Source organism: Brevibacillus sp. AG162 (genome assembly GCF_006715575.1).
In the GTDB taxonomy this organism is placed as follows: domain Bacteria; phylum Bacillota; class Bacilli; order Brevibacillales; family Brevibacillaceae; genus Brevibacillus; species Brevibacillus brevis.
The window spans coordinates 128,360-146,609 of record NZ_VFNO01000001.1 but is presented as its reverse complement, the minus strand read 5'-3'; the positions used below and the strand labels follow the sequence as shown (position 1 = coordinate 146,609).

Annotated in this window: 2 protein-coding genes (both cut by a window edge); both read right to left on the bottom strand. The window is 47.8% G+C overall.

Features of this window, described 5'->3' with window-relative positions; genetic code table 11:
• Nucleotides 1-11,594 carry the 5' portion of a non-ribosomal peptide synthetase gene (locus FB479_RS00710; RefSeq protein WP_142061542.1) on the bottom strand. The gene continues 9,928 nt to the left of window position 1, outside the view, so only the first 11,594 of its 21,522 coding nucleotides appear in the window; its start codon is at nucleotides 11,592-11,594; its stop codon lies off the left edge, out of view.
• On the bottom strand, nucleotides 11,591-18,250 hold the 3' portion of the coding sequence (locus tag FB479_RS00705) for an SDR family NAD(P)-dependent oxidoreductase (RefSeq protein WP_142061540.1). The gene runs 5,283 nt beyond the window's last position; only the last 6,660 of its 11,943 coding nucleotides appear in the window; its start codon lies off the right edge, out of view; the stop codon is at nucleotides 11,591-11,593. The genes FB479_RS00710 and FB479_RS00705 overlap by 4 nt, the downstream gene beginning before the upstream one ends.

The following is an 18,250-nucleotide window of genomic DNA, read 5'->3' as shown; positions in this document are numbered from 1 at the left end:
TGGTTGGTTAATTTCATGGATAGAATCGAATCAATTCCGTATGTCTCCATCGAGGCATCTTCTTCGATTCGATTCACGGGCAGTTGCAGAACCTCGGCAAATTCCTTTTTCACAAAATGAGCCGCTTTCTCGTGGAGGACATTTTGTTCCACACTCGTGATCGCTTGTTTTTCATTTTGCTCTACCTTGGTTGGTGTAATCGATACCACTGGCTGCATCTGTTTAACCAGCATGTCTTCAAATTCTTCGAGTAAATAGGAAGCAAGCTGTTGAAGCGTCGGACACTCCACGAATATCGTCGGAATCAGCCCAATGTGATATTGCTGACTAAGCTTGTTGGCGAATTCAGTCAGGAGTACCTGATTAAATCCGAGTTCAGGCAACTCCACTTTGACATCAATATCCATGGTAGGAACCTGAAGCAGCTCCGACACGGTTTGCATCAAAGCCAGTTCCACTTTATGCAACAGGCTGCTGGTATCCACCGTTACCGAAGCTTCTGATCGGACAGGAGCATGCTTCGATTGAGAACTGTTGACTGGTGTTTGCAAAAGCAGTGTTTGTTTGAGCTTAGCCAGATCGCCTTCCATCACCATGACCTGAGCTTTTCCGGAGGCTAACCCCTGGTACATAGCTGCAATCCCCGTCGAAGTCTGCATAGCGACTACTCCCCTGCTATGCTCCAACATGCCGCCAGCCTCTGCGTCCGCCTGCATTCCGCCCTCTTTCCACAACGGCCAATTCATGGACAAGGTCTGTCCGTGACGTTGCTGTAACGCAACCAATCCATTGCGATAGTGGGCAAATCCGTCCATAAAGGCGTTGGCGCAAGCATAGTCAGCTTGTCCGATATTCCCCAAGCTGCCTGCCACCGAGGAAAACAGCACCAGGAAATCCAGTTCTACACCTTTGCTGGCTTCATCCAGATTGATGAGACCCGTAACCTTCGGATCGAGAACCGCTTGGACTTCCTCCCTGTTCTTCTTGAGGATATAGCTGTCACGGAGCACGCCAGCACTGTGAATAATGCCATGAAGACGCCCAAATTCCTGTTGAATCGTCTGGATCAAATCTGCCATTTCCTGTTTCTGCGTCACATCAACTTGGCGGTATTCAACTCTTGCTCCCGAGTTTTTCAATTCTTGGAGTTTACCTTGCTTCTCTTCATCCAATGGGGAACGTCCAGTCAGAATCAGGTTGGCATGTTGAACCTTCTGTACAATTTCGTTGGCAAAAATATAACCGAGTCCGCCTGCTCCGCCAGTGATGAGATAAACCCCACCGTCTTTCCATGGAATGCTCGCCTCTTGTGGAGCATCCAGTTCTACCCAGTCAGATACATATCTCTTTCCAGCTTGATATCGTATCTGAACATCCAATGGGCAGCGTACATTCTCCTTTATTTTTTCAGCAATCTCGAATTCGTCGTTGCCCGATTCTACCTCCATTACCTGTCCAATCAGGTTTGGATTCTCCAATTTCGCCGTTTTTAGCAATCCAGAGAAAGCGGTGAAAAACGGCTGTTCTGTTCGCAAGGGAACGACAAGCTGAATCAATACCTTGCCGCGTACTTTTTGCTTGAAAATCTCTTGAATTTCCTCAACTACCTGCTTCGTATAATCAATGAAACGCGCGGCAATGCCTTCTTGTGCGGATCGCAAAGGAATGCAACGGACTCCATTCAAATAGGTTTGGAAATTATTCCAAGAAACGCGATCCGGTTCAACCATCATCACGACTCGCTGTGTATAGTCAGGGGCTTCGGCGTTGCTCACAACCGCTTGTTCCTTCCACGCAGGATGAAGCAGCAGTGTTCCGAGTTTCCCTTTGGAATCCACCGTCTCTACTTCGTCTTCCAGCACTCGTGCCGAGAAGCCCTGCATACGTACGCAAACCGTTCCTTGGTCGTCACACAAATCAATATTTACTTTCTGTACCTTGTTTCCCGTATTACTGCCGTCAGCCTGTCGAATCCATACCCACATCTGGGATGTAGTCTGGCTAAAAATGCTCAGCTTCTCCAGTGCAAAAGGCAGGATTGGCTTCAGAATCGCTGTATCGCCTGTGCCAAGCAATAATCCGATCGAGGATTGTAAGGCCGAATCCAGCATGCTCGGATGCAAGACGAATTCTCCTTGCGTCTTGGCAACTTTGGAAGGCATGGCTACCTTGGCCAATACTTGTCCCTCTCCCACGTACACTTGCTCAATTCCTTGCTGGGCTGGACCATAGACAAGTCCCATTGTTTGAAAGGCTTCATAACACTCACTTGCATGAAGCGTCCGATTGCTGCATTGTGCTTTGATCGCATCGAGATTATGTGTGGGTGCAGCAGAAATCGCAGCAAACACTATACTTCCTTGACTGTGTACTACCGATTCAGCCTGTTCTGCTTGCGGTTCGCTGTATATTTCATAACGAAGGTCGCCGTTATCCTCAGGATAAATGCCGATGTGTACCTGAACAGGCTTGTCTTCCACCACAATCGGTTGCGCCCAACCTACATTTTTCAGCTCCATCGTGAATTGCCCTTCTTCCAACGCTCCCGCTGCTAGATCGGCAGCAGCTCGAGCCATCTCAAGATAAGCAACCCCAGGCAGGATTCTCTTTCCTTTTACAACATGATCCGATAAAAAGAATTCCTGACCATCAAAAGTAGAGCTGAATCTTTGCTCACTGAGATCCGAAGTATTTTGGTGCAGCAAAGGATGAAGGGAAGCAGTCAGACCAAGCGTACCTTGTGTGTTAGTTGACGGCTGTGTCTTCGGTTTGGGCAGCCAGTAATGCTCTCTGGCAAAAGGATACGCCGGCAAGCTAATCCGACGAGGCTTTTTGTCGTCATAAAGCTTATTCCAGTCAAAATTCAAGCCCTTCACCCAGAAATCGAGAAGCTTGGAGAATTTTTTGCGTTGTATCCATTTTTCAATCGCTTCTTGCAATTCTTCATCGCCTGCGAAGATGTCTGCTGTTTCTCTGCCGCGTTTTACCTGACCGCGATAGAGGTCGGCAATGCTGTCATCACCTGCAAGAAAGCTACGCAACTTCTCTACAAGTTCTGCAAGCGAGCTCGTCATCAGGGCCAGGCGTTCTTCCATTGCCTCGCGTCCCACTTGGAGCGTATAAGCAATATCAGCCAGGTCCGCATCTGTAAATGATTGCTCCTCAATCGACGCTAACAGTCTTTGCACTTGTTCGACGAGACGCTCCTTATTCTTCGCCGACAGAACGATGATCGCCGGATTTTGCGGACTGACCGTGATCAACGGGCGTTCCTTGACCTCAGGAATATATTCCTCAATCACAACGTGTGCATTGGACCCTCCTGCACCAAAAGAAGAAATTCCGGCAATTCTCGGGAATTCTCTCCTTTCTCCATTCACTTCTATTAGCGGTCGTTTCCACTCAGCCAAGTCTTGCTGAACGACAAAAGGCGTTTTCGAAAACGGAATATTCGGATTCAACTCTTTCGCATGCAGACTTGGTACCAGCTGCTGATGCTTCATTTGCAGCAATATTTTTGCCACTCCTGCTATCCCAGCCGCCGCTTCCAAGTGACCAATATTGGATTTTACGGAGCCAATTGCACAAAATCCCGTATCCTGCGTATCCTTGCGGAAGGCTTGGATAAGACCCGTAATTTCAATCGGATCGCCAAGCTCTGTGCCTGTTCCGTGCGCTTCTATATAGCTTACGGTTTTGGCATGAACGCCTGCCTTATCCAGTGCCTGGCGAATCAGCTCTCCTTGCGCAGTGGGATTCGGTACGGTATAGCCATTGGTTTTTCCACCGTGATTCACGCTGGTTCCTCGAATCACCCCATAGATATGGTCGTCATCTGCAATGGCTTTTGACAGTGGTTTGAGCAGCACTGTACCTACGCCTTCTCCCGGTACAAAACCATTTCCGCCTTGCCCAAAGCTTTTGCATTGTCCATCCACGGAAAGCATATGCAGCGCTGACAAAAAGACATAGCTGGAAGGATGCAGATACAGGTTGACTCCGCCGGCAATCGCCAGTTCACAATCCCCGTTATACAGATGCTCGCACGCTTCATGTATCGCTGTGAGCGAAGCGGAGCACATCGTATCAATCGGCATACTCGGACCTTGGAGATTGAGGAAATAGGAAACACGATTCGTCAGCGAGCTAAACGACGTGTGCGGGTAAATCCATTCACCCTGCTTCCATAAATCAGGTCCATACAAGCTGAACCCTGTTTTTGTAATCCCTCCAAACACTCCGACTCGTCGATTGTACTTTTCTGCAAGCAGTTGTCTCGTATAACCAGCATCCTCCAGCACTTCCCAGCAAGACTCCATAAACAACCGTTCCTGCGGATCGAAATGCATCGCTTCCCACGGTGACATATTGAAAAAGAGGGGGTCAAAGTCAGCGAATCCGTCTACAAAACCGCCCCATTTGCCATAGCTTTTTCCTTCTGCCACAGCTTTGTCTGGATCAGGCTCGAAAAAGCCATCCAATGACCAGCGTTCTTCCGGAATTTCTGTAATGCAATCCTTTCCAGACTTCAGATTCTCCCAATACTCGCTCAACGATCGCGCTTTTGGATAACGTCCGCTCATGCCGATAATGGCAATCGGCTCCCGCGCTATCTGATTTCCTGATTGCACCTCTACACTGCGAGTCGGTCCATGGGTGGCTGTATCACGTTCGTTACCCGCCAGTGGTGTTATAGCTCCGAGATTGACCGCCCCCTGACGATCCAGCCCCGTCCATTTCATGCATTCCTGCAGATGATCCGCGACGAGATAATCGGCAAGGGTGTCAAGAGTCTGATATTCATACAGGATGGTCTTGGACAATTCGCTAAAGACATCCCCTAGCCTTTTATTCAGCTGGATTACCATAATCGAATCGATTCCGTACGTTTCGAACGGTTCATCGACAGCGATTTTACCTGCTCCAATCCTTGTCTCTTGACCGAACATTACTTTTAGCTGATAGAGCGTTTTCTCTTTTAACACGTCTGCATCGACCGACAGCTTCACATCCTGTATCGGTGTGGCATCGAACTGCGACACGGCAGGAGTACCTAGCAACTGTTCCTTGAGTGTTGGCAGATTGCCTTCGATAACCAGCATCTGTACAGAGCCAGAAGCCACCCCTTGATACAGCGCCTGAATGCCGCTTGCAGTCGGCATCGCGATCATGCCTCTGGCCTCCATGATCCTCTCTGTCGCATCATCAACACGCATGCCGCCATCTTTCCACAGCGGCCAATTGATGGAGAGTGTTTGGCCCTGTCGTTCGCCTGCTTTCACCAAACCATTGCGATACTTGGCGTATTGATCCATAAAGGCATTGGCAGCAGCATAATCGGCTTGCCCTGCATTCCCGAAGCACCCCACCCCAGAGGAGAAGAGAATAAAGAAATCAAGCGCCATATCCTTGCTTGCCTCATCGAGATGCACCAGTCCCGAAACTTTTGGCGCTAGCACTTGCTCCAGTTCGTCCACCGTTTTTCTAATGATAAAACTGTCGCGAATGACACCCGCACCATGAATAATGCCCGTGAGGCTTCCAAACTCTTGCTTGATGGCTTGGAATAAGTCCTCTACCGCCTGCTTTTGTGTGATGTCAGCTTGACGATATTGAATATTGGCTCCCCGTGCTTTTAATTCGCTGCATTTGGCTGTCTTTTCTTCATCCAAGGGAGAACGACCCGTGATAATCACAGTCGCTCCCACAGTTCTCTGTGCGATTTCCTTGGCAAAAATCAAGCCTAATCCGCCAGCACCGCCAGTAATCAGATAAATGCCTTCATCTTTCCATACATGCTCCACTGGCTGAGAGGATTCCATCCCTTTCCAGCCGCTCACCCATCGCTTGCCATCCCGATAACGAATATGCTTATTTTTCTCATCGGTGCTGTTTTGCTGCAGCTTATGAACCAATTCCGCTGGATTGTCCTCTGCTTGGACTTCAATAAGCTGTCCAATCAGCTTGGGATTCTCCAATTGCGCCGTTTTCAGCAAACCTGAGAGAGCGGAGAAGCATCGCTGTTCCTCTTTGTCTGGCACAACAATCTGAAGCAGAACTTTTCCTTTTGGTTTATTGGCAAGGATTCGCTGGATTTCCGTGAATACCTGGACCGTGTAGGCTTGGAACCGTTCTGCCATATTTTCCTGCTGTGACTGTGGTTGTAAGACCAGGCAGCGCACTCCGTTCATTTCGGATTTGATACGCTCTCTGAATTCCTCTGCCCATTCACAAAGGATCACGAGATGCTCTGCAAAAGCAGGTGAACCAGCTTTTTGACTGATCTCCTGTTCGTTCCAGCACGGTTGGAGAAGAAGCGTTTCTGGCGTTGGAGTTGTTGAAGAGATTGGCGAAATCTGTACAGAAGCCGCTCCCGACTCCGTGTATACATTCATGTTCATTTTCGTATGCATCTCAGGAACCCCATAGGACTCCTCCGCAAAAGGATAGGTAGGCAGGCTGATACGACGCGGTTTAGCATCGTTGTACAGGACCTCCCACTCGATATCCAGACCCTTGCTCCACAACTCGGCTGCTTTTTCTCCTTTGCCTTCTGCAAACAGCTTGGTAAATAGCTCACGATTCGTCCCATTCTTTTTCAATTGGGAGACTTCATGGTTTGCTTGTTTTACGTTTCCTCTAAAGCTACCTGCTGTTTGTTCCTCTCCGCTCAAAAAGTCACTCAGCTTTTGAATGAGTTCCGCTGTATCTTTGACAATAAAAATAGCCCTGCTCTCCATCGGTTCTCTTCCCACTTGGAGAGTATAGGCCAAATCTGCTATATGGACTCGTTCATGATAATCTCTAAGGAAATCAACGAGTTGCTGGGCATACGCCAGGACTCGATCATCGTTTTTAGCTGATAACGGCACGAAATAAACGCGATGGTTGTTATCATCGCTCACGCTGACACGCTTAGCTTCTGCCCCAACCTTCCATTGTTCAAAAATGGCATGGGCATTCGTCCCGCCAAGACCAAACGAACTTAACGCCGCTCTGTGGGGAACAGGTGCATCCTCCCATTTTTTGAGCGTATCAACCACATAAAACGGCGACTGATCCAAATTGATATTCGGATTCGGCTTTTCATAGTTTAACGATGGAGGAATTTCATTATGGTATAAGCTTAATGCTACTTTAATGCAACCTGCTAACCCTGCAGCTGTATCGAGATGTCCAATATTGGTTTTCACCGATCCAAGTCCGCAGTACTGTTTATTGGAGGTGTATCTTGTATACACTTCATTGAGCGCCGCAAATTCTATCGGATCTCCTAAATAAGTACCCGTTCCATGTGCTTCGATATAGCTGATCGTTTCAGGATGAACCTTGGTGTCATCTAATACTTGCTGAATCACCTCAGCCTGACCTTTTATACTTGGCGCATAAAATCCGACTTTATCTGCCCCATCATTATTGATGCGAATTCCTCTCATGAGGGCATAAATATGATCCCCGTCCTTGATCGCATCGGAAGCTTTTTTGAGAACAACCACGCCGACTCCTTCTCCACCGATCATGCCGTCTGCTGACGCATCAAACGTCTTGCAGTGACCATCACTGGAAAAGTTCAATCCGGCTTGATAGATATACCCTGTATAAGTCGTAGGGAAAATAGTTGCGCCCCCTACTAAAGCCACCTTCGATTCTCCCGATTGCAGGCTGCGATAAGCCAGATGCAACCCGACCAGCGAGGAAGAACAATTGGAATGGACGGCAAAGCTCGGTCCCTTCAGCCCCATTTTATGAGAAATCATCGTGGGAATGGTTCCACCTTGTGCCAAAACCCATGAGACATATTCATTGGGGTCTTTCATAACATTCGGTGATTCCTTGGTGAAATGCGGCAAGAGCGCTTGATAATAACTATTGCTCGCCGACATAAAAACACCCGTCTGCGGAACCTGTTTCGGTGTATACCCTGCATCCTCCAATGCTTTCCATGAATGGGTCAATAACAGTCGAAACTGCGGGTCCATAAATTCTGCGTCTCTGGCTGAAAGGTGAAAAAATCCTGGATCGAAGTGATCCTTTCCTTCTATAGTGGACTGCACCGGAATAAAGTTCGGATTCTGCAAGTATTCATCAGGCAGGTGTAATTGATCGATTTCCTCATCAGAAAAAAAACGTACACTTTCTACGCCGTTTCGTAAATTCTCCCAAAACTCTCTATGATTTTTCGCTCCCGGGAAGTGGCAGGAGATTCCAATAATCGCGATGCTATCCTCATAGTATTCAGGATAAGTCTCCTCCACTTGTCCTTCACTATACGCCGTTGCCTGGCTCGGATTGGCAAAATCCGCTTGCTCATCCGATTCATTCTCTTTCCGTGCTGCGATATATTCGCTAATCTCTCGAATATTGACGTACTTAAATAGAATGGTTACATTTAGATCGCACTGAAACTCTTCCGTCATTTTGGCGACAACCATAGTAGCGAGAATCGAGTCTCCGCCCACATCGAAAAAGCCATCTTCTGTACTGATCCCCTCTACATTCAGGACATCCTGCCAAATTTTCAAGGTCCTTTGCTCAATATCAGATTGCGGGAGGCTCTGTTTCTTCGGCTGTGTTACCACAAGCTTTTGATTCAGCAGCTCTGTACGATCCACTTTTCCATTAGCGGTTAACGGGATTTTATCCATGGCAACAAAAAATGCCGGGAGCATATACTCTGGCAAATTCTTCCTCAAATAATCCCGTAATTTTGAGGGCTCAAGCCGTTCGTGGTTCGCACCTGCTTTCGGAACATAATACGCAACCAACCGTTTATGATCTCCCTCTTCTTTCACCAACACGACAACGCTTTGGATTTGTGGATGAGCCATTAGCTGGCTCTCGATCTCACCCAATTCAATTCGAAACCCTCGAATTTTTACTTGATGATCGATTCGGCCTAAATACTCAATCGTTCCATCAGGGAGCCAACGGGTTACATCACCTGTTTTATACAGCTTGGTTCCCGGTGTAAACGGGTTATCCACAAACTTCTCTGCGGTAAGCTCTGGGCGATTCAAGTACCCGCGAGCCAAGCCTTTTCCCGCAATGCAAAGCTCTCCTGGAACCCCAACTGGCACGGGATTCATATGGCGATCAATGATGTAGAGTTGCGTATTTGCGACAGGTCTACCAATCGGTGTATTGCTGCTGACCAGTTCATTTTCAGAGCAGGAGAACCATGCTGCATAAATGGAAGCTTCTGTTGGCCCGTAAATATTTTCAATCTTCGCCTTTGGAAAAGCAGCAACCGTCTTTTTCACCAACTCTTTTGGAAAGGCTTCACCCGCAACCATCACATATTTTAGCGGACAATGCTGCAAGAATGGCTGATTCGCTTCAACGCCGTTGACGAAGACATTCAGCATCGCTGGAACAAAATTGACATGAGTCACGCGATGCTTCACGATATATTCGGCTAACATTCCTGGTGACTTCTCCCCATGTGGCGGAAGAATGACCAGATGTCCTCTACCAATGAACCAACCAAACAGCTCGGACAAAGAAACATCAAACACATAGTTGGTTTTCAGCAGATAAACATCGTTCTCCATAACGGGATAACGGGATTCAAGGAAAAAGAGGGTGTTGATGATACTTTCATGACTAACCATGACCCCTTTGGGTTTCCCTGTGCTTCCGGATGTATAAATCACATAAGCTAGATGGGTTGAATTTACGATCCGGCTGAGCGTTTTTTGTCGCTGGGCTGTCTGTTCAACTTCTTCCCAATCCCTGTCTAGCACGATGCATTTCGTATTTTCTCCTGCGGCTGAAGATAACTTGTCCAAAAGGCGAGCTTGCGTAAGCACCAAAGTGCTCTTGCTGTCTTCCACCATGTATGCCAATCGCTCTGTGGAATAGGTTGGGTCCAATGGAACATAAGCTGCGCCAGCTTTCAGAATGCCTAAAATGCCGATGACCATTTCCAAGGAGCGTTCGACACAAATCCCTACTGTAGCTTCAGGAACTGCTCCCTTGGCCTGCAAATAGATCGCCAGCTTGGTAATCCGTTCATCCAGTTCACGGTAGGTCAACGACTGCTTTTCATAAACAACAGCCACAGCATCTGGTGTTTGTTGGACTCGCTTCTCGAACAAATCATGGATGCATAAAGCCTGTGGGAATGCCGCATCAGTCGCATTCCACTCAACGAGCAGCATGTTTCCTTCTTCAGCAGAAATAAGTGGTATCTCATCCAAAGCGATGTCAGGATTTTTGATGACTTCGTTTGCGATATTTTGATAATGCTCTGCCATCCGTTGTATCGTCGCTTGATCAAATACGTGCGGATTGTATTTCAGATTCAATACAAACTCGGCTTCCTGCTCAAACACCTCTAACTCAAATTCATACTCACCCTCTTGATGAACACCCTCAATTAATTCGATGGCAAGCTTGTTTTGACATTCATCATAAAACCGCTGCAAATTTTGCGATTGCAGAAAATTTTGGTACGTAAAGATGATATCGAATACAGGTGAATTTCCATGAAGTCGAGGAATGTTTGCCTCGCGAACCATCGCTGGAAAAGGATAGACAGCGTGATCCATCCCGTCAATCAGTGTAAGCTGCAATTCTCGAATGAACTGGGAGAAAGACTTTTCCCCTGTTACCTGACTGCGAATGGGAATCATATTGACAAAATAACCGATCAAAGAATCGAATCTCTCTTCTGGACGTCCCATTGTTGGCATGCCGACAATCACATCTGTTTGGCCTGTATAGCGATACAATAAGGCTTTACATATCCCTAACAAGAGAACAGATGGGTTCATGCGGTAATGCTTGGAGAGCTTCTTCACCTGTTGACTCAATTCTCGTGAAAATACGTGCGTAAAAACCTGCCCCTCAAAGCTTGGTGCAGAAGAACGCGGGCGATCAGCAGGAAGCTCCAGTTGCGGTAGCGTCCCTGACAATTGCTCCAGCCAGTAAGAACGATGTTCCCCACCTTCCGCGCTCGCCATCATGTCCTGCTCCCACTTTACGAAGTCAGCGTAAACGGTTGAATCCGGTGTTGCTTTTGGCTGCTTTCCTTCAACCAGCTCGATATATGTATGGACCAATGCTTGTAGTAATAGCAAGGAAGAATGTCCGTCAAATATCATATGATGGATCGTAATCAGGACAAAATGCTCTTCTTCCGAACGTGACAATAGATGAATGCGAAGCAAAGAACCCTTTTCCAATGAAAAGGGTTCTTTTACTTTCTGCCTGAGATATGGCAAAACATCCTGGGACGTTAGGTTTGAGATGTCCTCCTGCTCAATGGCAAGCGATTGCTCCAGGCGTTGAAGCAGATGCGGAACACCATGCTTTTCCATAATCGAACTCTGTAAAATCGGATGCTGTTTAAGCACAAGGTGGCAAGCCTGTTTAAATAAGACCACGTCCCATTTCTGGCGGATGCAAAAGCATAACGGAACATTATAAGCACTCATCGTAGGAAACATTTTTTGCAACATCCACAATCCCTGCTGCCCGATGGACAGAGGATTTGTAAACGATGGGTTTTCCAGCTCCAGAAGCTTCTCTTGGACTTCCACAGCAGACAGCTTACCTTCTTTGTAAGCCATGAGAATTTCCCGTCGCATCATATCATCCCTCCTTTGTCGATTAACTGTTCGATCTCTTCTAAACTTAGCAGGCCTTCTTTGAATTTTTGCAACATATCGACTGCGAGATTTTCTGTCCGTTCACCGCTATCCGGAGACATTGTTTCGAAATCTGTAGTGGAAGCGATCTCTTTATGACTCCACTCTTTTATTTTTATCGCCAGTAGATGAGCCAACGACTTCATCGTCGGATTCTCCAGCACTTCCCGCCCTCTGATTTTGATGTTCCAGCGCTGCTCTAAATGACGAATGAGCTTGGTAACCATGATCGAATCCATGCCATAGTCCAAGAAATATTTGTTTATCTTGATTTGCCCCTCAGAAAGGTGTAATTCCCGTGAGATAAATTGTGCCATATCACGCAGAATGTTTTCCTCTGTTGGGCTGTCCGGGTCGATATCAATCGCTAACGTCGCTTTTTCCACAGGTTGACGGATCGCTTCAGATCCAAGCTGCGCCTGCTCACCCTCGGAAGTGGAGAGCCAATAGCGTTCTCTGGCAAAAGGGTAGGTAGGCAGAGATAGCGTGCGTCGCTCTTGTGGATGCAAGGCTTCCCAAGGAATTTTGCCTCCCTGCGTCCAATGAAGGGCAAGCTTTTCCAGATTATTTTCTGCGAAAAGAACCTGCAAGACGGTATCTCCTACTTTGCCTGAAAGAAGATTTCTCACTCCTGCATGGTCTTCTTCGAGATCTCCTGTATAGATAGGAATCGATGCAGTTGGCTCGCTGCCTTGTTCGACCGCTTCCAAATACGCCTGTAATCCATGAATCAGTTCATCTCGATCTTGAACCACCATAGCCAGCCTGCATTCCATAGCTTCTCGTTTCATTTGAAGCGTATAGGCAAAATCCGCCAAGGAAAACGATTGCTGCTTGGCAAATGCTAGCATCTGCTGGACAACGGCACGCAATCGCTCAGTATTTTTTGCTGAGAAAACCACGATCTGAGGTGAAGCGGCAGAAGAAATGGATTTCATCTCTGTCTGCGGCGGAATGTACTCTTCGAGAATCAAATGAACATTTGACCCGCCTGCTCCAAACGAACTGATCGTCGCCCGGCGTGGAACCTCTCGTTCTTCTCCATTGATTCTCACCACAGGTCGATCCCACTTTTGTCGATCTTTTTGCAGATAGAATGGCGTTTCTGCAAAATTGAGATGCGGGTTCAACGGCTCCGCTTTTATAGAGGGAACCAACTCCTGATGCTGTAGCTGCAAGATCACCTTTGTCAGCTGAGAAATACCAGAAGCTGCTTCGGCGTGACCGATATTCGATTTCACCGACCCAATCGCACAAAACTGAACATCGTCCGTCTGCTTCGAAAAAGCATTCGTTAACGCCTTCAACTCAATCGGATCTCCCAGCAGCGAACCATTAGCAGCGGCTTCCACATAACTGATCGTCCGTGGATCAATGCCCGCTCTAGCAAAATTTTCTTCTATCAATTGCGCTTGTGCGTTGGGATTAGGCACGGAAAATCCATTGGTCCGTCCGCCATGATTGGTCGCAGCTGATTTAATAACAGCTAAGATGGAATCTCCATCTTCCATCGCTTTGGCCAAAGGCTTCAATAGTACAGCGCCTACGCCTTCTGCTGGTAAATATCCGTCTCCATCTCCAAAGCTTCTGCTGTCCGCATGGCTTCCAATCATTTGGGCCTGACTTAAGCCCAGGTATTTCTTCGGATGAATCGAAACATTCACGCCACCCGCGATAGCAAGCGAGCTTTCTCCCTTAATCAAGCTTTCGCAGGCATGATAAATGGCAATGGCAGATGAAGAACACGCTGTATCAATCGCCATGCTTGGACCTTGCAGATTAAAGAAGTAAGAGACTCGGTTGGCAATCGAATGGTAGGAAGACAGGGAAATGATAGCGCCCTTTTCCATATCCGCATCAAAGGCGTGATACGGCTGATACATCGCCCCTACATAGACGCCGACTCGATTATCATATTGACGTTGTAATACCTCTCGCGTGTGTCCTGCCTCTTCGAGCAAATTCCATACGGTTTCCAGGAAAAGGCGTTCTTGAGGGTCCATCATTTCCGCTTCCCGAGGAGAAATGTGGAAGAACAGTGGATCAAATTGATCGACACCGTCTATGAATCCCCCCCATTTGCTGTAGGCTTTTCCTTGGCTGTTCCGAGCCTCGTCAAAATACAAGCTGTGATCCCAGCGCTCTTGCGGAATTTCTGTAATGCAATCCTTGCCTTCCCGCAAATTGTTCCAGAACTCTTGTATATGGGAAGCCTGCGGATAGCGACCCGAAACACCAATAATGGCAATGTCTAGCTCAGATGTTGTTTGTTTCTTTGCCTGTTCACGCGTAACAACCTCCGAGAAACGACGGCGATGGTCTGTGATGGAGGCAGAAGTAGGCAGTTCATTAGCAACATTCACTGCTGTACTTGTCTCTGCGGTTTTCCCAGCCCCCATGATTTCGATAATTTTGTCTCGATGATGTGCAAAAAGATAGTCTGTCAAATCCTCGATGTTTTGGTATTCATAGAGTAATGTTTTCGACAGTGAACCGAATGCTTTTTCCAATTGATTGGTCAATTGCATCGCCATGACCGAATCGATCCCGTATTTGTCCAACGGAGCATCCTCATCGATTTTATAAGCTGGGAGCTTGAGAACAGCAGAAATTTCCTTTTTCAGATACTCCCTTACTTTTGCCCGAAGCACATCTGGTTGCCCAACGGAAACAGGCTGTTCTTTCTCCATTTTTGCAGGGGTACTTGGGCTCTCTGCTGGTTGGAACTGTTGTATGAATCGATCCCGGTATGCATCCATCAAGTGTTGCGAGACAGCAAAAAGCGTCGGGTACTCTACCAGTACAGCTGGAGTAAGTTCAAGCTCATAGGCTTGATTCAGCTTGTTTGTAAATTCGGTCAGCTTAATCTGGTCGAAGCCGTACTCATGGAGCTCAGCGTGGATGTCCATATCATCACTATCAACCTTGAGCAATTCAGCGACCATTTTCAGCAAAGACGCCTGAACTTCGCTTTGCAAGCTGCTCGAATGAGCTGTTGAGGTCAAGGAGGTTGCCGTTGCCCCCATCAGCCTTTGCTTCATTCGTACAAGATCACCTTCCATGACCATCAACTGATCTTGTCCCGAAGCTAACCCCCGATACAAGCAGTTGATACCCGAAGCCGTCTGCATAGCCACCATGCCAAGGTCGTCCCACAATCTCTTTTCTGTCTCTTCGTCTACCTGCATTCCGCCCTCTTTCCACAGCGGCCAATTGATGGAGATGGTCTGACCCTGCCGTTCGCCTAGTGCGATTTGTTCGTTGCGATAAGCGGAGTAGTTATCCATAAAGGCGTTGGCAGTCGCATAATCTGCTTGGCCCATATTGCCCAAGCTACCAGCCGCTGAAGAAAAGAGCACAAAGAAATCCAGATTCAGTCCCTTAGTCGCTTCGTCTAAATGAATCAGTCCCGCAACTTTTGGCGCGAGAACTGCTTGTACCTCTTCTTTGGTTTTCTTCAGGATAAAGTTGTCGCGAGTCACGCCCGCACTGTGAATGATCCCGTGAAGATCGCCAAACTCGGATTGAATACTTTGGATCAAATCCTCCACGGCCTGTTTCTGCGTGACATCCACTTGGCGATATTCGACTCTGGTCCCGTTGTCCGCAAGCTTGCGAAGCTTTGCTTGCTTCTCCTCAGTCAGCTCAGAGCGTCCCGTCAGAATCAAGGTGATGCCACGGGCTTTCTCCGCCATTTCTTCGGCAAAAATAAGTCCCAAGCCACCTGCTCCGCCCGTGATCAGGTAAATCCCGTTGTCTTTCCACGGCATGCTTGCTTCATCCTGTGGAACTGCAACTTCACTCCATCCCGCCATATATCTTTTCCCGAACTCATAGCGAATCTGGCTGTCGGTTGGGCAAAGGCTGTTTGCTTTCAGCTTCTCCGCCAATCCCGCTGAATCTCCGGTTGAATCGATTTGGATTAACTGTCCGATTACTTTCGGGTTTTCGATCTGTGCCGTTTTCAACAGACCCGCTATTCCAGCGAACAGCCGTTGTTCCGATTGGAGAGGAGTAACGATCTGAATCAGTACCTTCCCCTTTGGCTTTGCTTGAAGAAGGGCTTTTATTTCTTCAAACGCCTGAACAGCATACGCTTGAAATCGTTCCGCTATGCCTTGCTGATCGGATTGCAACGCTAGGAATTTCGCACCGTTTATCTGAGATGAAATGCTTTCCCCTGAAATATGACCGAGTTCGCAGAGCATCACTACATGCTGTTCATATTCAGGAGCTTCGGTTTCCTTAGGAATGGCTTGTTCGATCCAAGCAGGCTGCAGCATCAACGTACTAGTAATTTTGCTTGATTCCCCTGTACTTTTGCTGCCTTTTGCAGCTCCAGCAGCTTTTTCACCTTCGAGCACCCTTGTTGTGAATCCCTTCATACTTACACAAACCTTGCCTTGCTCATCACACAAATCAATGTCGAGCTTCTGCACTTTTTGTGTAGCGGCATTGCCGTCACTGTAGCGAACCAAAGCCCATACAGCCGTTGTAGAAGCACTGTAAATGTTCAATTGCTCCAAGGCAAAAGGCAGGGACGGCTGAAGGTCGGCAGTGCCCATCATGAAACCGAGCGATGCCTGTAATGCGGCGTCCATGATACTCGGATGGAGGACAAATTTTCCTGCTGTATCCGTAACGGAAGAAGGCAAGATCAGCTTTGCCAGCACTTGGTCTGGCCCGACAAACAGCTTCTCAATTCCTTGGTGTGATGGACCGTATGCCAGTCCTATCCCACGAAGCGTTTCGTAGCATTGGCTATTGCTATAACTATTCGCTGTGCACTGTGCTTGAATGGCAGAAAGGTCGAGCGTTGGCGCTTTCATAGCTGATCGTAGTACTGCTCTTCCCTGGCTATGTACTACTAGATTCTCCTCGGCTTCTCTTGGCTGGCTGTAGATTTCAAAAGCGATTTCACCATTTTCTTCCGGATATAGTCCCGTGTGTACTTGGATGGGTGCATCTTCCACAATAACTGGTTTCGCCCACACGATATTTTTCAATTGAATCGCCGACTGGTTATCAGGTCGGACACCTGCTGCCAAATCCACAGCCACTCGTGCCATCTCCAGATAAGCTACCCCAGGCAAAACCTTTTGCCCCTTCACGACATGATCTCTTAGGAAAAACTCCTGCCCTGTAAACGTCGAACTGTGCCGTTGTTCCGAAAGGGTAGACGTATTTTGATGCAGCATGGGATGCAGGGTAGCCAGTGCTCCTGCTGCGATAAAACCAGTAGCTTGTGAATCCTTTGGCAGCCAATAGCGCTCTCTTGCAAAAGGATAAGCAGGTAAGCTGATTCGACGAGGCTTCGTATCCCCGTAGAGCTTGTTCCAGTCAAAAATCAGTCCCTGTACCCACATCTGCAAAATCTTTGCGTATTTCCCTTTGGTGATCCATGTATCGATTGCCTGTTGCAAATCCTCATCTGCTGCGAAAACATCCATCGTTTCTTTATTCCGCTTTACCTGACCCGTAAACAGGTCTTGTCTATCATCCTCATCTTCCAGATAACCCGTTAGCTTTGCTTCCAACTCGGAGATCGACTTGACGATCACAGCGAGCCGCTCTTCCATCGCCTCACGTCCTACTTGGAGCGTGTAGGCAATCTCTGCTAGATCGTTGTCCGTCAGCACTTGCTCCCGAATAGCAGACAACAACTGCTGCACCTGCTCCCGAAGACGGTCTTTATTCTTCGCTGACAATACGATGACAGCTGGATGTTTTGCCGAGATGCTGATTGGTGGGCGATGTTCCTCTTCGAAGTATTCTTCAATCACGAGATGAGCATTTGCTCCTCCCGCTCCAAAGGAGGATATTCCCGCAATCCTTGGATATTCTCTCGTTACCCCATTGATTTCAATCACCGGTCGCTTCCATTCCGCCAGCTCTTGCTGTACCACAAATGGAGTCTTGCTGAAATCAATGTTTGGATTCAGTGTGCGGGAATGCAGGGACGGAACTAGCCTCTTGTATTTCATTTGCAGCAATATCTTGGTCAACCCTGCAATCCCTGCCGCACTCTCCCCATGCCCGATATTTGACTTGGCCGAGCCAATCGCGCAGAACTGATTCTCCTTCGTGTATTCCTGAAAAGTCTTCGTCAATCCGGCAATTTCAATAGGGTCCCCCAAGGAAGTTCCTGTACCGTGTGCCTCTATATAGCTGACCGTTCTCGGATGAATTCCTGCTTCTTCAAAAGCTCGCCGAATCACCCTTGATTGAGCATGAGGATTGGGAACCGTATAGCCGTTCGTTTTTCCACCATGATTAATGGCGCTTCCTTTGATCACGCCATAGATGTGGTCTCCATCAGCGATTGCTCTTGCCAGAGGTTTGAGCAATACCGCTCCAACCCCTTCGCCAGGTACATATCCGTCGCCGCCTTCCCCAAAGCTTTCGCATCGTCCTTTGCTGGAGGCGAACTTGCCCTGCGACAAATACAGATATTTGTTTGGATGTATAGAAACATTCACACCACCTGCGATCGCAACCTCACATTCTCCGCGCTGCAAGCTGTGACACGCCAAATGAATCCCCGTCAACGAAGAAGAGCACATCGTATCGACCGCCATGCTCGGACCATGGAAATTGCA